Annotated in this window: 19 protein-coding genes; 15 read left to right on the top strand and 4 right to left on the bottom strand. The window is 72.5% G+C overall.

Annotated elements, in window-relative coordinates; genetic code table 11:
- Nucleotides 1–95: 95 nt before the first annotated feature.
- The 8 genes from EWH70_RS33175 to EWH70_RS33140 all read left to right on the top strand — a co-directional run bounded on the left by EWH70_RS33175 (nt 96) and on the right by EWH70_RS33140 (nt 8,198).
- The gene (locus tag EWH70_RS33175; RefSeq protein ID WP_130479536.1) at nt 96–1,190 is read left to right on the top strand and encodes a sensor histidine kinase; all 1,095 of its coding nucleotides are present in this window, start codon (nt 96–98) and stop codon (nt 1,188–1,190) included.
- A complete protein-coding gene (locus EWH70_RS33170) occupies nt 1,187–1,945 on the top strand; it encodes a LytR/AlgR family response regulator transcription factor (protein ID WP_130479535.1) in 759 nt (252 codons plus the stop codon). The genes EWH70_RS33175 and EWH70_RS33170 overlap by 4 nt, the downstream gene beginning before the upstream one ends.
- On the top strand, nt 1,945–2,292 hold the full coding sequence (locus tag EWH70_RS33165; protein WP_130479534.1) for a hypothetical protein: 348 nt from the start codon (nt 1,945–1,947) through the stop codon (nt 2,290–2,292). Before EWH70_RS33170 ends, EWH70_RS33165 begins: the two co-directional genes overlap by 1 nt.
- The gene (locus tag EWH70_RS33160) at nt 2,289–4,046 is read left to right on the top strand and encodes a sodium/solute symporter (RefSeq protein WP_130479533.1); all 1,758 of its coding nucleotides are present in this window, start codon (nt 2,289–2,291) and stop codon (nt 4,044–4,046) included. Before EWH70_RS33165 ends, EWH70_RS33160 begins: the two co-directional genes overlap by 4 nt.
- Before the next feature lie 110 nt (nt 4,047–4,156).
- Nucleotides 4,157–4,462, top strand: coding sequence for a DUF485 domain-containing protein (locus EWH70_RS33155; RefSeq protein WP_420809116.1), 306 nt, complete (start codon nt 4,157–4,159; stop codon nt 4,460–4,462).
- Nucleotides 4,459–6,069, top strand: coding sequence for a solute symporter family protein (locus EWH70_RS33150; protein WP_130479531.1), 1,611 nt, complete (start codon nt 4,459–4,461; stop codon nt 6,067–6,069). Before EWH70_RS33155 ends, EWH70_RS33150 begins: the two co-directional genes overlap by 4 nt.
- A 76-nt stretch (nt 6,070–6,145) precedes the next feature.
- The gene (locus tag EWH70_RS33145) at nt 6,146–7,096 is read left to right on the top strand and encodes a phosphotransferase (RefSeq protein ID WP_240687358.1); all 951 of its coding nucleotides are present in this window, start codon (nt 6,146–6,148) and stop codon (nt 7,094–7,096) included.
- Nucleotides 7,097–7,145: 49 nt separating this feature from the next.
- Nucleotides 7,146–8,198, top strand: a complete 1,053-nt coding sequence (locus EWH70_RS33140) for a cobalamin-independent methionine synthase II family protein (RefSeq protein WP_130479530.1) — start codon at nt 7,146–7,148, stop codon at nt 8,196–8,198.
- Here EWH70_RS33140 and idi read toward each other — a convergent pair.
- Both idi and EWH70_RS33130 read right to left on the bottom strand, forming a co-directional pair.
- Nucleotides 8,195–8,779 (bottom strand): isopentenyl-diphosphate Delta-isomerase, encoded by a 585-nt coding sequence (gene idi / locus EWH70_RS33135; RefSeq protein WP_130479529.1) that lies wholly within the window; start codon nt 8,777–8,779, stop codon nt 8,195–8,197. The two genes, EWH70_RS33140 and idi, sit on opposite strands and share 4 nt — an antisense overlap.
- Before the next feature lie 27 nt (nt 8,780–8,806).
- A complete protein-coding gene (locus EWH70_RS33130) occupies nt 8,807–9,142 on the bottom strand; it encodes a YciI family protein (RefSeq protein ID WP_130479528.1) in 336 nt (111 codons plus the stop codon).
- A 96-nt stretch (nt 9,143–9,238) separates the two neighbouring features.
- On the opposite strand from EWH70_RS33130, the gene EWH70_RS33125 reads away from it, so the two are divergent.
- Genes EWH70_RS33125 through EWH70_RS33100 form a run of 6 tightly spaced genes read left to right on the top strand, consistent with a single transcriptional unit; the run spans nt 9,239 to nt 14,122 of the window.
- Nucleotides 9,239–9,652 (top strand): YciI family protein, encoded by a 414-nt coding sequence (locus EWH70_RS33125; protein ID WP_130479527.1) that lies wholly within the window; start codon nt 9,239–9,241, stop codon nt 9,650–9,652.
- Between the two features lie 33 nt (nt 9,653–9,685).
- Nucleotides 9,686–10,963, top strand: coding sequence for an RNA polymerase sigma factor (locus EWH70_RS33120; protein WP_130479526.1), 1,278 nt, complete (start codon nt 9,686–9,688; stop codon nt 10,961–10,963).
- Nucleotides 10,964–11,000: 37 nt separating this feature from the next.
- A complete protein-coding gene (locus EWH70_RS33115) occupies nt 11,001–11,423 on the top strand; it encodes an SRPBCC domain-containing protein (protein ID WP_130479525.1) in 423 nt (140 codons plus the stop codon).
- Nucleotides 11,424–11,433: 10 nt separating this feature from the next.
- Complete coding sequence (locus EWH70_RS33110; protein WP_130479524.1) at nt 11,434–12,333, top strand: alpha/beta fold hydrolase; 900 nt, start codon at nt 11,434–11,436, stop codon at nt 12,331–12,333.
- Nucleotides 12,330–13,490, top strand: coding sequence for an NAD(P)/FAD-dependent oxidoreductase (locus EWH70_RS33105; protein WP_130479523.1), 1,161 nt, complete (start codon nt 12,330–12,332; stop codon nt 13,488–13,490). Before EWH70_RS33110 ends, EWH70_RS33105 begins: the two co-directional genes overlap by 4 nt.
- 11 nt (nt 13,491–13,501) lie before the next feature.
- Nucleotides 13,502–14,122, top strand: a complete 621-nt coding sequence (locus EWH70_RS33100; RefSeq protein WP_130479522.1) for an L-threonylcarbamoyladenylate synthase — start codon at nt 13,502–13,504, stop codon at nt 14,120–14,122.
- 12 nt (nt 14,123–14,134) lie between these two features.
- On the opposite strand, the gene EWH70_RS33095 is transcribed toward EWH70_RS33100, so the two are convergent.
- Complete coding sequence (locus EWH70_RS33095; protein WP_205669357.1) at nt 14,135–15,247, bottom strand: NAD(P)/FAD-dependent oxidoreductase; 1,113 nt, start codon at nt 15,245–15,247, stop codon at nt 14,135–14,137.
- Nucleotides 15,248–15,344: 97 nt separating this feature from the next.
- Here EWH70_RS33095 and EWH70_RS33090 point away from each other — a divergent pair, with 97 nt between their 5' ends.
- Nucleotides 15,345–15,770: a MarR family winged helix-turn-helix transcriptional regulator gene (locus EWH70_RS33090; RefSeq protein WP_130479586.1), complete on the top strand. Its 426-nt coding sequence runs from the start codon at nt 15,345–15,347 to the stop codon at nt 15,768–15,770.
- A gap of 5 nt (nt 15,771–15,775) precedes the next feature.
- Here the strand turns inward: EWH70_RS33090 and EWH70_RS33085 are convergent, their stop codons facing one another.
- Nucleotides 15,776–16,855: an FAD-dependent oxidoreductase gene (locus EWH70_RS33085; RefSeq protein WP_130479521.1), complete on the bottom strand. Its 1,080-nt coding sequence runs from the start codon at nt 16,853–16,855 to the stop codon at nt 15,776–15,778.
- Between the last annotated feature and the right edge of the window lie 43 nt (nt 16,856–16,898).

Genomic DNA, 16,898 nt, shown 5'->3' with positions numbered 1-16,898 from the left:
GAACAGTTGCGTAGTGCAACTGTTTGTCCTCCATGTCCCCGAACGGGTTGCTGATCTACCATCAACCCACTTCGACGACGAGGGGAGGCGGGTACATGCCGGCGTCGGCAGGCAGCAGCGCGAGCACGCGCCGCCCCCGCTGGCTGCCCGCCCGTGCCGTGCCCCGCGACGACGCCGCGCAGAGCGCGTCGGTCCTGCGCGCGGCCCGCAACATCGCCGAGGAACTGCGCGACGGCGTCACTGGGCGCCGGGCCCGGCACGCCGCCAGGGGAATCCGCCGCCTGCTGGGCGCCGACGGGGTCGCGCTGGCCGACCTGTCCGGCACCCAGCTGTGGGCGGGGCAGCAGCCCGCCGGTGTCGACACCGCCGCCCTGGTCGACGACGTGCTGCACAGCGAGACCCCCACCGGCAGGACCCCGGTGCTGGCGCTGCCGCTGCACGTGGCCGACGAGCTGGTCGGGGTGCTCGTCGTGCACGGCGAGCTGGACCGTGCCGCCGTCCGTGAGGTCGCCGCCTGGGTCGCCGACGCCCTGGAACGCGCGCGGCTGGACGCGTCGGCCGAGAACGCCGCCCGCGCCGAGCTGCGGGCACTGCGCGCGGAGATCTCCCCGCACTTCGTCTACAACGCGCTCACCGTCATCGCCTCGCTGGTGCGGTCCGAACCGGACCGTGCCCGCGAGCTGATGCTCGACTTCGCCGACTACATCCGCTACAGCCTGGCCCGGCACGGCGAGTACACCACGCTGTCCGACGAGTTCCACGCCATCGAGACCTACCTGGCCCTGCAGCGTGCCGTGCTCGGCGAGCGGCTCACCGTGCAGGTGCGGGTCTCGCCCGAGGTGCTCGCCGTCGCCGTCCCCTACCTGGTGTTGCAGCCGATCGTGGAGAACGCGGTGCGCCACGGCATCGAGCCCTCCTCGGGGAAGGGCACCGTGCAGGTGTCCGGGGTGGCCGAGGGCACCGACTGCGTGATCAGCGTCGAGGACGACGGGGTGGGCATGGACCCGGCGCACGCCGAGGCCGTCCTCGCCGGCAAGGGCGATCCAGGCAGCGTCGGACTGGCCAATGTGGACCGCAGGCTGCGCAGCGTGTACGGGTCCTGGTTCGGGCTCGTGGTGGAGACGGCCGTGGGGGAGGGCACCCGAGTGGTGCTGCGGGTTCCCCGATTCCAACCGGGAGTGATGCCGTGACCGGGCTGAGGGTGCTGGCCGTCGACGACGTGCCGCCGGCGCTGACCGAGCTGTGCCGGCTGCTGGAGGACGCTCCCGAGGTGTCCGAAGTGGCCGGTGCGGGCGACGCGGTGAGCGCCCTGCGCCGGATTCAGAGCGAGCGGTTCGACGCGGTGTTCCTGGACATCTCGATGCCCGGCCTGGACGGGCTGGAGATGGCCTCGCTGCTGGCCAAGCTGAGCGAGCCGCCCGCGATCGTGTTCGTCACCGCGCACGAACAGCACGCCGTGGCCGCCTACGGCATCGGCGCGGTCGACTACCTGCTCAAGCCGGTCCGCGCGGAACGGCTGTCGGCCACGCTGGCCCGCATCCGCAAGCACGGCCCGGTTCAGCCGGCCGAACCCGCCGTCGGCGTCACCGACTCGATGGCGGCGCTGCCGGTCGAGGTCGGCGGGCGCACCCGCTACGTGCGGCGTAGCGAGGTGCGGTTCGTCGAGGCCCACGGCGACTACGTCCGGCTGCACACCCCGTCCGGCGTGCACCTGGTGCGCATGCCGATCTCCCGCATGGAGGAGTACTGGGAGGGCGCCGGGTTCGCCCGGGTGCACCGCAGTTACCTGCTGGCGCTGTCCGCCGTGCGGGAGCTGCGCAGCGACTCCGCGGGCGGGCTGCTCGCGCACACCGACCTCGGCGACGTCCCGGTCAGCCGCAGGCATGCCCGTGATCTGCGGGAACGCTTGCTGCGGGCGGCCCACCACGGTGAGCTGAACCGCTGATGCCCCGCTCGCGCAGGGTGGCGGTGACCAGCCCGCAGACGAGGCTGGCGCACTCGCGCCGCCGCGCGCGGCAGCCCTCGCCGGTGCCCAAGCTGGCCGAGGCCGAGGCGCGGCGGGCGGCGCAGGCCTACCGGGCACAGCGGCGGGTGGCCGTGCCCGCGCTGGTCTGCCTGCTGGTGGTGCTGCTCGGCCTGCCGCTGGCCCTGACGCTGCTGCCCCAGCTGGACGAGCTGCGGCTGCTGGGCATCCCGGTGTCCTGGCTGGCTGTCGCCGTGCTGCCCTACCCGCTGCTGGTACTGCTGGCCCGCTGGCAGCTGCGCCGTGCCGAACGGGTGGAGCGGGAGTGATCGCCGCGCTCGGGGTGGCGCCCGTCGTGCTGGTGACCCTGTTCGTCGGCCTGCGCGGCGTTGCCGCCATGCGCACCACGTCGGACTTCCTCGTCGCCTCCCGCCGGGTCTCGCCGCTGCTGAACTCGGCCGCGGTGTCGGGGGAGTACCTGTCGGCCGCGTCGTTCCTCGGCGTCGCCGGGCTCGTCGTCAAGGACGGCATCGGCTCGCTGTGGTACCCGGTCGGGTTCACCGCGGGCTACGTCGCGATGCTGGTGCTGGTCGCCGCCCCGATGCGCCGGGCCGGCGCGCTGACCGTCCCCGACTTCGCCGAGGCCCGGCTGGCCTCGCCGGTGCTGCGGCGCATCACCGCCGTCGTCGTGCTGGTGATCGGCGGGCTGTACCTCGTGCCGCAGTTCCGCACGGCGGGGCTGGTGCTCGGCGCGGTCGGCGACACCCCGTACTGGGTGGGTGTCGTCATCGCCGGGGTGGTCGCGGCCACCACCCTGTCGCTGGGTGGCATGCGCGCGGCCACCTACGTCCAGGCGTTCCAGTTCTGCCTGAAGCTGCTGCTGTTCATCGTTCCCGCCGCCTGGCTGGTGTTCCAGGTGGGCCCGGCGGCCCGCAGCGACGCGGTGCACCCCGAGCCGTTCACCCACTTCGCGGCCGAGACCACGGTCGAGTTCCGGATCGGCGCCACCCTGGACGTCCGCGAACCGACGACCGTACGGGCCGGCGGCGTGACCGAGGTGTGGCAGCCGGGACGGCGCACCGTCGCGGAGAACACCACGGTCGTCTTCCCCGCCGGGGCTTCGGTTCCCGGTGTCGGGGAAGCACATCCGCCCGGCGCGCCCGGCTGGGAGCGGCCCACGCTGGACCTGCGTGACGCCGGCTACCCGGTGCTGAGCACGTGGGCGGTGCTGGTGGCGACCATGCTCGGCACGATGGGGCTGCCGCACGTGCTGATGCGGTTCCACACCAGCCCGGACGGCCGCGCCGCCCGCCGGACCGCGGCGCTGACCGTCGTGCTGCTCAGCGTGTTCTACCTGTTTCCCGGTATCTACGGGGTGTTCGGCGCCGTGCTGGTGCCGCACCTGTACCTGTCCAACGCCACCGACACCGCCGTCGTCGCGCTGCCGGCCGCCGTCGACCCCGGCCCGCTGGGCACGGTGTTCACCGTGCTGCTCACCGCGGGGTCGTTCGCCGCGTTCCTGGCCACGTCGCTGGGATTGCTGCTGGCGGTGGCCGGCGCCATCTCGCACGACCTGCTCGCCGGCGGGCTGTGGCAACTGCGGGTCGCGGTGCTCGCCGCGGCGGCCGTCGTCGTCGTGCTGGCGCTGCCCGCGGTCGCGCTCGACGCCGGTGTGCTCGTCACGTGGGGCTTCACCGTCGCCGCGTCCACCTTCTGCCCGTTGCTGGTGCTCGGCATCTGGTGGCCGCGGCTCACCAGTACCGGCGCGGTGTGCGGGGTGCTGGCCGGGCTTCTCGCGTCAGCCGGAGCAATCGCCACTACGCTGTTCGGCCCACCACTGCGCGGGCTGGCCGCCATCATGGTCGCCCAGCCTGCGCTGTGGTCGGTGCCACTGGCGTTCGCCACGATGATTCTGGTGTCCTTGAAGGGAAAGCCGCCAGCCTGGTCGCGGGATGCCATGCTGCGGTTACATCTCGGCGAACAGCGTGACTACCTGGGTACTCGCTTCCTGCAAGGCCACTCGTCGCGGACGACCGGTCGCTCGTCGGCCGTTCGTCGCAGGGCACGTCGATTCGTCGGCTGACGGTTACCCCGCCCGGGGCCCGGTTCCTACTGTGGCGCGGCACACAATCCCTCGACGTGGAGGTTGCCGTGACCCGCTCCGACCCCGCCGTCGGGCCGCCGGAGGACGCCGTGGACTGGGAGAAGATCCAGTCCGGTCCGGAGTTCACCCAGCTGCGACGCCGACTGCGCACGTTCGTCTTCCCGATGACGGTGCTGTTCCTCGGCTGGTACCTGCTCTACGTGGTGCTGGCCGACTACGCGCACGGGTTCATGTCGACCAAGCTGATCGGCAACATCAACGTCGGCCTGGTGTTCGGGCTGCTGCAGTTCGTCTCCACGTTCCTGATCACCTGGCTCTACGTGCGTCACGCCAACCGCAAGCTCGACCCGGTCGCCGACCGGATCCGTGAGGACATCGAGGGGGAGGCGAAATGAGCGTGCTCACACAGGGAGTCCAGGGCTCCAACCCGGTCCTGAACATCTCGATCTTCGCGGCGTTCGTGGTGATCACGCTGGTGGTCGTGTTCCGGGCCAGCCGCAACACCAAGACGGCCTCGGACTACTACGCCGCCGGGCGGGCGTTCTCCGGACCGCAGAACGGCGTGGCCATCGCCGGTGACTACCTGTCGGCGGCCTCGTTCCTCGGCATCGCCGGTGCCATCGCCCTGTACGGCTACGACGGGTTCCTGTACTCGATCGGCTTCCTGGTGGCGTGGCTGGTCGCGCTGCTGCTGGTCGCCGAGCTGCTGCGCAACACCGGCAAGTTCACGATGGGCGACGTGCTGGCGTTCCGCATGCGCCAGCGGCCGGTCCGCGCCGCGGCGGCCACGTCGACGCTGGCCGTGTCGTTCTTCTACCTGCTGGCCCAGATGGCCGGTGCTGGCATCCTGGTGTCGTTGCTGCTGGGCATCTCCAGCGGTGTCGGCCAGGCCGTGGTGATCGCGGTCGTCGGCGTCGTGATGATCCTGTACGTGCTGGTCGGCGGCATGAAGGGCACCACCTGGGTGCAGATCATCAAGGCCGTGCTGCTGATCGCGGGCGCCGCCGTGATGACCGTGATCGTGCTGGCCATGCACGGGTTCAACCTGTCCGAGCTGCTGGGCGCGGCCGTCGACCGGGTCGGCTCCGGTGGCGAGGCGCTGCTCAACCCGGGTGCCCGCTACGGCGTCTCGGAGACGTCGAAGGTCGACTTCCTGTCGCTGGGTATCGCGCTGGTGCTGGGCACCGCAGGCCTGCCGCACGTGCTGATGCGGTTCTACACCGTGCCCACCGCCAAGGACGCCCGCCGCTCGGTGGTCTGGGCCATCGTCCTCATCGGACTGTTCTACCTGTTCACCCTGGTGCTCGGTTACGGCGCCGCGGCGCTGGTCGGCAAGGACCGGATCAGCAAGGCACCCGGCGGCGAGAACTCCGCCGCGCCGCTGCTGGCGCTGGAACTGGGCGGGCCGGTGATGCTCGGGTTCATCGCTGCCGTCGCGTTCGCCACGATCCTGGCCGTCGTCGCCGGGCTGACGATCACCGCGTCGGCGTCGTTCGCCCACGACGTGTACGCCAACGTCATCAAGAAGGACAAGGAGATCAAGCCCGACGCGGAGGTCAAGGTCGCCCGCATCACCGCGCTGGTGATCGGCGCGGTCGCCATCGTCGGCGGCATCCTGGCCAAGGACCAGAACGTCGCGTTCCTGGTCGCCCTGGCGTTCGCGGTGGCGGCGTCGGCGAACCTGCCGACGATCCTGTACTCGCTGTTCTGGAAGCGGTTCAACACCAGCGGCGCGCTGTGGTCGATCTACGGCGGGCTGATCGTCACGGTGGTGCTGATCGTGTTCTCGCCCGCGGTGTCCGGGACGGCGAAGTCCATGATCAAGGGCGTGGACTTCCACTGGTTCCCGCTGCAGAACCCCGGCCTGGTGTCGATCCCGGTGTCGTTCTTCCTCGGCTGGCTGGGCACGGTTCTGTCCAAGGAACACAACAAGGCCAAGTACGCCGAGATGGAGGTCCGCTCGCTCACCGGTGCGGGCGCGGAGAAGGCCATCCACCACTGACCGATCCGCGTACCGCTCGTGAAGGCCACCGTAAACGCGGTGGCCTTCACGCGTTCCGGCTGACTAACGTGGCCCCATGCATGATCGGCCCGGCGGGATCCACGACGCCGACATCGTGGCGGCATTGCGGGACTGGGACATCGACGCCACCGTCGAGCACCTGCCGGTCGGGTACGGCGACCACCACTGGGCGGCCACCGACCGGCGGGGCGGGCGCTGGTTTCTCACCCTGGCCGACCTCGGCGCCAAACCCCACTGCGGGACCGGTGTCGAGAACACGTGGCGCGGGCTGCGGGCGGCGCTGGCCACGTCGGCCGCGCTCGGCCTCGGTTTCGTCGTCGCACCGTACGGGGAACTGGCCCGCCGGGTCGGCGACCGGTACGCGCTGACCGTCTTCGCGCATGTCGACGGCACCGCGGGCGACTTCGGCGACACCCTGCCCGCCGCCCGCCGCCGCACCGTCGTCGAGATGCTCGCCCGCCTGCACGGTGCCCCGGCGCCGGCCGGCACCCCGGTGGCCGGCCCGCACCCGCCCACGTTGTCCACACTGGACACCGCGCTCGGCGATCTGGACCGCCCGTGGACCGGCGGGCCGTTCGCCGAACCGGCGAGGGAGCTGCTCACCGGCAGCGCCCGCGCGCTGCGGGCCCTGCGTGCCGAACTCGACGAGCTGGCCGCGGCGACGGCGGACGCGCCGCGGGTCGTCACCCATGGCGAACCCCACCCCGGCAATCTGCTGTGGAACGGTGACCACGCCCACCTCATCGACTGGGACACCGCCGGCCTTGCCCCGCCCGAGCGCGACCTGTGGCTGGCCGCCCCCGAACCCGCCGACCTCGACCACTACGCCCGGCTGACCGGCCACCGGCCCGACCCGCTCGCGCTGCGGCTGTACCGCCTGCGCTGGCGGCTCGACGACCTGGCGACCTTCGTCGGCTGGTTCCGGGAACCGCACGACCGCACACCGGACACCGAGCTGGCCTGGGCGGAACTGACCGGCCAGCTGCGCACGATGAGAGACGACTAGCGCGCCCGCGTCCGTCATCCTCCAACCAGACAACCGGGAGGTAGACACGATGGCGCTGGACACCGAACCGATCGGCAGCATTCCCCGCCCGCGGTACCTGCTCGACGGCCTCGCCGGCGGCGTCGGCGAGGCCGCGCTCGCCGAACTGCGGGACCGCGCGCTGCGGGAGACCGTCAAGCTGTTCACCGAGACCGGCTCACCGGTCATCACCGACGGCGAACAGACCAAGCCCAGCTTCCTCACCTACCCGGTGGACGGCCTCGCCACGCTGTCCCCGGACGGCCCAGTGGTGCCCTTCGCCGACGGCCACACCCGGCAGCTGCCCGCGCTGACCGCCGGGCCGTTCCGCTACCAGGTCTTCGCCGAGCGGTACTACCGCGCGGCGGCCGCCGTCTCGTCCGTCCCGGTCAAGCAGGCGGTGATCGCCCCGTCCGCGCTGAGCCTGCTCTACCCGGCCGGGGGGATCGACGGCTATCCGCGGGAGGCGTTCCTCGACGACCTCACCGACCAGGCCGAGCAGGACATCCGCCGCTGCCTCGACGCCGGTGCCGCCAGCGTGCAGCTCGACTTCACCGAGGGCAGGCTGTCGCTCAAGCTGGACCCCTCGGGTGGCCTGCTGCGGTCGTTCGTGGACATCAACAACCGCGTGCTCGACCGGTTCACCGGCGAGGAGCGCGCCCGCATCGGCGTGCACACCTGCCCCGGTGGCGACCAGGACTCCGTGCACAGCCTGGACGTCGACTACGCCGGCCTGCTGCCGTCGCTGTTCGCACTGCGGGCCGGACGGGTCTACCTCCAACTGGCCAGCGAGCCCGACCGGCGCCGGGTGCTGGGGATCGTGCGTGATCACGCCCGCGCGGACCAGCGGATCTTCGTCGGCGTGACCGACCCGATCGACCCGGTCGTCGAGACCCCCGGGCAGGTACGCGACCGGGTGCTGGAGGCCGCCGAGTTCATCCCGCCGGACCGGCTCGGCACCTGCGACGATTGCGGGTTCTCGCCGTTCGCCGACGACACCTCCACCTCACGCGACACGGCGTTCGCCAAGATCCGCGCCCGCGTCGAGGGCACCGCCCTGGCCGCCGAGGTGCTTGGCACCTAGTAGACCGCGGCGGGGGGCAGCTGGTCGGCGGGCGCGGACGGCCACATCCTGGGGTCGACGTCCAGGCGGCCCAGCTCGGCCAGCTGCTCCCGGCACCACGGCGACACCTGCCTCGCCCCGGCGGACACGCCGGTGACCAGCTCCTCCCAGTCGACCCAGCTCCAGTCGTCGACCTCCGCGGGATCGGGGTCGGGCTGCCCGTCGGCGGTGACCCGCCACACCGGGCACAGCTCGTTCTCCACCACGCCGTTGTCCATCACCGCCCGGTAGCGGAACCGGGGCAGCACCAGCTCCACCGCCGACGCCGCCAGCCCCAGCTCGTCGCGGAGCCTGCGCCGCACGGCGCCTGCCATCGGCTCGCCCGGCGCCGGGTGGCCACAGCAGCTGTTCGTCCACACTCCCGGCCAGGTCTTCTTCACCCCGGCCCGCCGGGTCAGCAGGAACCGGCCGTCCTCGTCGAACACGTAGGCGGAGAAGGCCAGGTGCAGCGGCGTGTCCCGGTGGTGCACCTCGGCCTTGTCCGCGCTGCCCAGCGCCTCGCCCCGCTCGTCCAGCAGCACGACCTGTTCCGCGTTCGCCATACGGCCAGTCCAGCACACTTCGGCGGGTCAGGCCTCGACCGGCCTCACTTCGACGCTGCCCAGCCGGGCGAACGGGTGCTTCGCCGCCACCTCCAGCGCCTCGTCCAGGTCGGCGCACTCGATCACGCAGTAGCCGCCGATCTGTTCCTTGGTCTCCGCGAACGGCCCGTCGGACACCAGAACCTCGCCGTCGCGCACCCGGACCGTGGCCGCCTCGCTGGCCGGGCCCAGCCCCGCGCCGCCGACCACGATGCCGCGGCGCTCCATCTCCTCGCTCCAGCCCCCGCACCCGTCCGGGTACAGCTCCTCGGCCGGCAGGTCCGAGTCGGGCGGCTCACCGCAGATCATCAGCAGGTAACGCACGTACCGAAGGGTGCCAGAAAAAGCGGCCGCGGAGGTGTCGAATCGGGTGCGGCGTGTTCGACGCACCGGTGACAGGGCCCTGGAGAGGAGACGGGTATGCGGTTCATGGTCATCCTGAAGTCCGACGAGAACACCGAGGCGGGCGCGCTGCCGAGCAGCGAGGACCTGGTCCGGATGAACGAGTTCAACGAGCAGCTGGTGAAGGCGGGCGTCCTGCTCGGCGGCGAGGGGCTGCTGGCCAGCTCCCACGGCGCGAAGGTGCGCTTCACCGGCGACAGCCCCTCGGTCGTGGACGGGCCCTTCACCGAGGCCACGGAGCTGGTCGCCGGGTTCTGGCTGCTCGAGGTCTCCTCGAAGGCGGAGGCCGTCGAGTGGGTCAAGCGCGTCCCGGTGCGCGACACCGAGATCGAGATCCGCCGGGTCGCGGAGGTCGACGACTTCGGCGAGGCCGCCACGCCGGAGGTACGCGAGCGGGTCGGCAGGCTGCGGGAATCCGCCGGGCAGCGCTGACGGTACTTGCCGCGTGGGGTGCCACCTGCTCTGATGTGCCCCGTGACAGCACAGACCGACGCGCGGCCGGCGATCGAGGCGGTGTGGCGGATCGAGTCCGCCCGCCTCATCGCCGGCCTCGCCCGCATGGTCCACGACGTCGGGCTCGCCGAGGAACTCGCCCAGGACGCGCTGGTGTCCGCGCTCGAACAGTGGCCGGAGACGGGCGTCCCGAAGAACCCGGGCGCCTGGCTGATGGCCGTCGCCAAGCGCCGTGCGATCGACGGCTTCCGCAGGCGGGAGAACCTGGACCGCAAGCTCGTCGAGCTGGGCAGGGACCTGGAGACCTCGCCGCAGCCGTCCGAGGACGACATCGCCGAGGCACTCGACGACCAGATCGGCGACGACCTGCTGCGGCTGGTGTTCACCTCCTGCCACCCGGTGCTGTCCACCGAGGCCCGGGTCGCGCTCACGCTGCGCCTGCTCGGCGGCCTCACCACCGACGAGATCGCCAGGGCGTTCCTGGTGCCCGAGTCGACCGTCGCGCAGCGCATCGTGCGGGCCAAGCGGACGCTGGCCAAGAAGAAGGTGCCGTTCGAGGTGCCCGAGGGTGAGGAGCTGGCGACCCGCCTCGGCGACGTCCTCGAGGTCGTCTACCTGATCTTCAACGAGGGCTACTCGGCGACGGCGGGGCAGGACTGGGTCCGGCCGTCGCTGTGTGCCGAGGCGCTGCGGCTCGGGCGCGTCCTCGCCGAGCTGGCGCCGAAGGAGCCCGAGGTCCACGGCCTGGTCGCGCTGATGGAGATCCAGGCGTCCCGGCTGCGGGCCAGGATCGGCCCGGACGGCGAGCCGGTGCTGCTGCTCGACCAGAACCGCGGCCGCTGGGACCAGCTGCTGATCCGGCGTGGCCTGGCCGCGCTGCGGCGGGCCGAGGCCACCGGCGTGCCGGTCGGGTCGTACACCCTGCAGGCGGCCATCGCGGCCTGTCACGCCCGTGCCCGCACGGCCGAGGAGACCGACTGGGACCAGATCGCGGCGCTCTACGCCGTGCTGGCGCGGCTGTCGCCGTCGCCGGTGGTCGAGCTCAACCGTGCGGTGGCGGTGTCCATGGCCCGCGGTCCGGCCGCCGGGCTGGAGCTGGTCGACTCCCTGGCCGGGGACCCGGCGATGGCGAAGTACCACCTGCTGCCCAGCGTGCGTGGCGACCTGCTGGCGAAGCTGGGCCGCACAGCGGAGGCCCGCGCCGAGTTCGAACGGGCCGCGGAGCTGACCCGCAACGAGCGGGAGCGGGCGCTGCTGCTGGATCGCGCGGAGAACGCCGTACATTCCTGACTGGCAATATTGCTGAGCTGGAATGTACGATGCGGGCATGGCTGGACAACTGCGGGTCCACGAGGACGGCCGGTTCGCCGTCCGGTTCGAACGCCGCCTGACCCACCCGGCGGCCAAGGTGTGGCGGGCGCTCACCGAGACCGGCCTGCTCCGGGAGTGGTTCGTCGACATCCTGGACTACGACCGTTCCCGGCTCGACTTCACGCCGGGAGCCGCCCTGCGGTTCGCGGCGGAGGGCATGCCCGACGGGGAGGGCACGGTCGTCCGCTGTGATCCGCCCCGGCTGCTGGAGTACACATGGGACGGTGAGACGCTGCGCTGGGAACTCCACCCGGACGGCGCGGGATGCCTGCTGGTGTTCACCAACATCGTTGGCGACGAGGACACCGCCGTCGCCGTGAAGGCAGGCTGGGCGGCCGGCCTCGATCGCCTGGAGGACGTGCTCGCCGCAGATCGGTAGCGTGGCCGGCATGCTGCGAGGTGAGACACGCGACGTCGAGTCCGCCGGGCTGAGCCTGTGGACCGAGCGCTTCGGTGAACCAGGCGACCCGGTGGTGCTGCTCGTCATGGGCACGGCCACCCAGTCGATCGGCTGGCCCGACGACCTGGTGCGGGCACTGACCGGAGCCGGGCGGCAGGTGCTGCGGTTCGACCACCGCGACACCGGCAGGTCCGACAGCGTCGACTTCGGCACCGACCCGTACACCCTGGACGACATGGCCGCCGACTGTGTCGCGGTGCTGGACGGCTGGGACGTCGGCGCCGCGCACGTCGTCGGAGCCTCGCTGGGTGGCGCGCTCGGCCAGCTGCTCGCCGTGCACCGGCCGGAGCGGGTGCGGACGCTGACGACGATCATGACCTCGCTGATGTCGTTCAACCCCGCTCCGGTGTGGGAGCGGGCCCTGGCCGGGCAGGCGCCGGATCCCGACCAGCTGCCACCGCCCACCCCGGAGTTCCTGGAGATGGCCATGCGGATGCGGTCCGGCCCGCCGGAGGCCGACGCCGACCTCGCCGCGGTGCGCCTGCTGCACGGCGACGGCCTGCCCTTCGACGAGCAGGCGGCCAGGGCGAACGTCGAGCTGGCCCGCGACCGCGCGCGCGACCCGGACAAGGCCGGCCAGCACGACCTGGCCGGGCGGGAGATGACCGAGGCACGGCAGGCGTCGCTGGACGCCGTCACCGCGCCGGCGCTGGTCGTCCACGGCACCCACGACCCGCTCTACCAGCCCGCCCACGCCGAGGCGCTGGCCGGCGCCATCCCGGGTGCGCGCCTGCACATCGAGCAGGGCATGGGACACGGCTTCTTCGCGCCGGGGCTACCGCGGCGGATCGGTGAGCTGATCGCCGCGCACACCGGGGGCGCCGCGTGAACCCGGTGGTCGTGGTCGGCGCCGGTGCCGCCGGCTTGGCGACGGTGGAAGGGTTGCGGCGTAACGGGTTCTCCGGCCCGCTGACCTGGGTGGGTGCCGAGTCCGAGCTGCCCTACGACCGCCCGCCGCTGTCCAAGGAGGTGCTGCGCGGCGACTGGCAGCCCGACCGGGTCCGGCTGTGCGAGGACGCGGCGGACCTGCGCACCGGGCTGCCCGCTGTCGCCGCCGACCTGACCGCCCGGACCGTCACCCTGGCCGACGGTGACGTGCTGCCGTTCGGCACGCTCGTGGTCGCCACCGGCGTCGCCCCGCGCACCCTGCCCGGAACCGAGGGGCTGCGGGGTGTGCACACCCTGCGGACGCTGGCCGACACCGCCACGCTGCGGGCCGGGCTGGAGCCGGGGCGGCGGGTGGTGATCGTCGGCGCCGGATTTCTCGGCTGCGAGGTCGCCTGCTCGGCGGCCGGACTGGGCTGCCGGGTCACCGTGGTGGAGCCGCAGCCGGTGCCACTGGCGGCCGCGGTGGGGGAGCGGGTCGGCACCATGCTGGCCGGCCTGCACCGCGCCAACGGCGTCGAGCTGCGGACCGGCGCGGGGGTGCGGGAGCTGGGCTCGGCGGGCGGCGCCGTGGAGTCGGTCGTGCTGACCGACGGCACCGAGCTGGCCGCCGACCTCGTGCTCGTGGCGATCGGGTCGGTGCCCGCCACCGGCTGGCTCGACGGCAGCGGCCTGGACTGCTCGGACGGCCTAGTGTGCGACGAGTACTGCGCCGCCGCGCCGGGCGTCTACGCGGTGGGTGACGTCGCCAGCTGGTTCCACGCCGGGTTCGGCACGCGGATGCGGCTGGAACACCGGACCAACGCGGGGGAGCAGGGCCTCTACGTCGCCCGCCGGATCACCGGGCAGGCCGGTGATCCGTTCACGCCGGTGCCCTACTTCTGGTCCGACCAGTACGACCTCAAACTGCAGGCGTTCGGCGACCTGCGTGGCCACGACGAGGTGCGGGTGGTCCACGGCGAGGTGTCGCCGGACGGCTTCGTCGCGCTCTACCGGCGGGGCGACCGGCTGGCCGGTGCGCTCGGCGTGCGGCGGATGCGTGCGCTGCGCCAATGGCACCGGCACATCGCCGCCGGAGCCCTCTGGACCGACGTGATCTAGGGTGTCTGCCCATGGCCAGGTACTTCGACGTGCATCCGGACAACCCGCAGCGGCGGCTGGTCGGGCAGGTGGTCGACCTGGTCAGGCAGGACCGGCTGATCGCCTACCCGACGGACTCCTGCTTCGCGCTGGGGTGCCAGCTGGGCAACAAGGAGGGCATCGACCGGATCCGGGAGATCCGCCACCTCGACGACCGGCACCACTTCACGCTGATGTGCCAGGATTTCGCCCAGCTCGGGCAGTTCGTGCACGTCAGCAACGCGGTGTTCCGCGCGGTCAAGGCCGCCACCCCCGGGCAGTACACGTTCATCCTGCCCGCCACCAGGGAGGTGCCGCGCCGGCTGCTGCACCCGAAGAAGAAGACCGTCGGCGTGCGTATCCCCGACCACGTGGTGACCCAGGCGCTGCTGGCCGAGCTGGGTGAGCCGCTGCTGTCGAGCACCCTGCTGCTGCCCGGCCAGGAGGAGCCGATGACGCAGGGCTGGGAGATCAAGGAACTGCTCGATCACTCCGTGGACGCGGTCGTCGACTCCGGCGACTGCGGTGTCGAGCCGACCACGGTCATCGACTTCTCCACCGACGAGCCGGAGATCGTCCGCCGCGGCGCCGGGGACACCTCCCGGTTCGAGTAGGGACGCCGGGTCTCAGCCGATCGCGGTCGGCACCATCGGAAACCGCTGCACGGCGAACGCCCCGCGCACGATCGTCTCCTTGTACACCGCCGCGAGCCTGCCGGTGAGCACGGCCTCGACCGGGCTGTCGTCGGCGCGGACGTACTGGATGAGCGCGTCCCGGCGGCCCAGGCTGATGCACTGGTTGAAGTAGCGGAACCGCAACGGTTCCGGCTCGCGGCCGGCCATCCGGTCGGCGATCGCCCGCACCACCCGCTGTGCCGACGGGAGTCCGGTCGCGCACGCCATCCGCAGCTCGACGCCGGTGACCGCCCGCGCCCGGGCGGCGTCGCCGACGGCGTAGACGTCCGGATGCGACACCGACCGCAGCGTGGTGTCCACCAGCATCCGCCCAGTTGCGTCGACGGCGAATCCGGCCCGGGCGGCCAGATCCGGCGCGGTGAACCCGGTGGTCCAGACCACCGTGTCGGCGGCGAGGTGCTCGTCGCCGTCCAGCAGCAGCCCGTCCGCGCGGACCTCGGTCACCTGCGCCCGGTCGCGTACCTCGACACCCAGCCGCGCGAACGCTTTGCGCAGGTGCGCGCGCCCCTTCGCCGACAACGCGGCGCCCAGGTCGCCGCCGGTGACCAGCCGGACCTTCAGCCGGGGGTGTGACTCGGCGAGCTCCGCCGCGGTCTCGATCCCGGTCAGGCCGCCGCCCACCACCGCGACGGTTCCGGCGTCGCGCAGCCGGGCGGCCAGCCGCTCGCCGGACTCGGCCGCCGACACGTCGTAGGCGTACTCGGCCGCGCCGGGCAGCGAGGTGAGGTCGGTGCGGCTGCCGAGCGCGTAGACCAGCGTGTCGTACCGCAGTGGCTCCGGCCGGCCGGCGAGGTGGACGGCGTGCCCGGCCGGATCGATGCCGGTCACGGTGTCCACGACGAGGTTCACCCGCCGGTGGACCACGTCGGCGAGCGGGCGGTCCGGCAGCCGCTGCCCGGCGGCGAGCTGGTGCAGCCGCACCCGTTCGACGAACCGGTCGGTGGCGTTGACGAGCGTCACCTCGGCGCTGGTCCGACGTGCCGCGAGGTTGGCGGCCAGCAGTCCCGAATAGCCGGCGCCGAGCACCACGATCCGCGTTGCCATTGTCCGTTCTCCCTTCGACATACCTAGGACTCGGCAGCGCGCCGGAATGTGACAGCGCCTGGCGTATCGTGGCGGGGTGGGCCGGACCGAGGAGCGCATGAACATCGCGACCGCCCTGGTGCGGTCGGCGTTCCTGGTCGACGCCGTGTACGCCGAGTCCAGCCGCGAGCACGGCCTGACCGCCCAGCAGGGACAGGTGCTGTGCGTGCTGATGGCGCAGCCGTACGGCATGACCGAGCTGGGCGCGACACTCGGGCTGGCCAAGTCGAGCCTGACCGGGCTGGTGGACCGCATGGTCGCGCGCGGGCTGGTGCGCCGCACGCCCGACCCGCTGGACGGGCGTGCCGTCCAGGTCGCGCTCACCGAGGAGGGCAGCGAACTCGTCGAGGTGTTCTACGCCGAGACCTGCAAGCGGGTCGAGGCCCTGGCCGACGGGCTCGGCGACGGTGACCGCGGCAGGCTGGCCGAGTTGCTGAGCCGGATCGTCGTGGCGAACAAGGTTCCGACCGTCTTCCTCGACTGAGCGCGTCACCCGGTGCCGAACAGCTCGGCGAACCGCCCGGTGAGCAGGTCCCGGCCCTTGTACTCGGCGACCGTCGCCGCGGGCAGCAGGTCGGAGCCGTCCTCGCCGGGGACCTGCCCGACCCCGCCGTGCGGGCCCAGTGGCAGCAGGATCGCCGGTTCCGCCGACGGCCGGTACACGGCGGTGGGCCGGTCGCCCCGCGCCCTGGCCGCGATGTTGCCCGCCACCACCTCCGCGTGCCGCATCGCGTTGGCCGCCATCTTGGGCTCGGCGACGTCGGTGAGGTCGCCGACCGCGTGCAGGCCGTCGTGCCCGGCCACGGTCAGGCTCCCGGTGACCCGGACCTGCCCGCGTGCGGTCAGCAGGCCGCGGTCGAGGTAGCCGGTCGCGACCCGGACGCCGTGGCAGCGGAACCAGATGTCGGCGGTCACCTCGCCACCGGTGGTGCCGGCGGTGAACGTCTTGGCCTGACCGGGATCGGCGGGTGGCGGTTCGGTCAGCGTGGTGCCCAGCAGCAGCCGTACGCCGAGTGCGTCGAGCTGGCGGTGCAGTTCGGCACGCAGCCGCGGCAGGTAGCCCGGCAGCAGTTCGGTCGCCGGGTCCACGATGGTCACCTCCTTGTCCGGCCACCCGGCGGTGATCTCCCCGGCCAGTTCCAGTCCGACCGGGCCGGCGCCGGTGATCAGCACCCGTCGCGCCCCGGCGAGTTCGGCGTGGGTGGCGCGGATGCGGTCCAGTGCCTCGCTGGTGACGTCGGTGTCGGTCTTGGCGGGGAACGGGTAGCCGGAGCCGGTGGCGAGCACGACGGCGTCGGCGGTCAGCCGCCCGCCGGTCGACAGCGTGACCTCCCCCGGGCCGGCCGCGGTGGCGTAGGCGTGGACCACCTCGCCGCGGGTGAGCAACCGGTCGTAGGGAAAGAAGATGTTGCCCGCCCAGTCCGGGCGCACCAGGGCCCGCAGCGACCCGGCGGCGTGCACGAACGCGTCCTTCGGCTCGACGAGGACGACGTCGGTGTCGGCGTCGAGGGCCTTCGCCACCGCCGCGCCCCCATAGCCTCCGCCGACGACCACAACGCGATACGACATGTTTTCCGCCCCAGTTCTACGATGAAGTTCGTACAACGAACCA

The sequence above is a fragment of the Amycolatopsis suaedae genome, from assembly GCF_004214935.1.
Lineage (GTDB): Bacteria > Actinomycetota > Actinomycetes > Mycobacteriales > Pseudonocardiaceae > Amycolatopsis > Amycolatopsis suaedae.
This window is presented reverse-complemented; position numbering and strand designations above follow the sequence as displayed.

What these genes read in the sequence shown, in the direction of transcription:
- EWH70_RS33125 (WP_130479527.1), top strand. Translation starts at nt 9,239, where the DNA reads ATGCGGTTCATGGTCATCCTGAAGTCCGACGAGAACACCGAGGCGGGC.
- EWH70_RS33165 (WP_130479534.1), top strand. Translation starts at nt 1,945, where the DNA reads ATGCCCCGCTCGCGCAGGGTGGCGGTGACCAGCCCGCAGACGAGGCTG.
- idi (WP_130479529.1), bottom strand. Translation starts at nt 8,779, where the DNA reads ATGGCGAACGCGGAACAGGTCGTGCTGCTGGACGAGCGGGGCGAGGCG.
- EWH70_RS33120 (WP_130479526.1), top strand. Translation starts at nt 9,686, where the DNA reads ATGTGCCCCGTGACAGCACAGACCGACGCGCGGCCGGCGATCGAGGCG.
- EWH70_RS33115 (WP_130479525.1), top strand. Translation starts at nt 11,001, where the DNA reads ATGGCTGGACAACTGCGGGTCCACGAGGACGGCCGGTTCGCCGTCCGG.
- EWH70_RS33150 (WP_130479531.1), top strand. Translation starts at nt 4,459, where the DNA reads ATGAGCGTGCTCACACAGGGAGTCCAGGGCTCCAACCCGGTCCTGAAC.
- EWH70_RS33140 (WP_130479530.1), top strand. Translation starts at nt 7,146, where the DNA reads ATGGCGCTGGACACCGAACCGATCGGCAGCATTCCCCGCCCGCGGTAC.
- EWH70_RS33145 (WP_240687358.1), top strand. Translation starts at nt 6,146, where the DNA reads ATGCATGATCGGCCCGGCGGGATCCACGACGCCGACATCGTGGCGGCA.
- EWH70_RS33085 (WP_130479521.1), bottom strand. Translation starts at nt 16,855, where the DNA reads ATGTCGTATCGCGTTGTGGTCGTCGGCGGAGGCTATGGGGGCGCGGCG.
- EWH70_RS33175 (WP_130479536.1), top strand. Translation starts at nt 96, where the DNA reads ATGCCGGCGTCGGCAGGCAGCAGCGCGAGCACGCGCCGCCCCCGCTGG.
- EWH70_RS33095 (WP_205669357.1), bottom strand. Translation starts at nt 15,247, where the DNA reads ATGGCAACGCGGATCGTGGTGCTCGGCGCCGGCTATTCGGGACTGCTG.
- EWH70_RS33090 (WP_130479586.1), top strand. Translation starts at nt 15,345, where the DNA reads ATGAACATCGCGACCGCCCTGGTGCGGTCGGCGTTCCTGGTCGACGCC.
- EWH70_RS33110 (WP_130479524.1), top strand. Translation starts at nt 11,434, where the DNA reads ATGCTGCGAGGTGAGACACGCGACGTCGAGTCCGCCGGGCTGAGCCTG.
- EWH70_RS33100 (WP_130479522.1), top strand. Translation starts at nt 13,502, where the DNA reads ATGGCCAGGTACTTCGACGTGCATCCGGACAACCCGCAGCGGCGGCTG.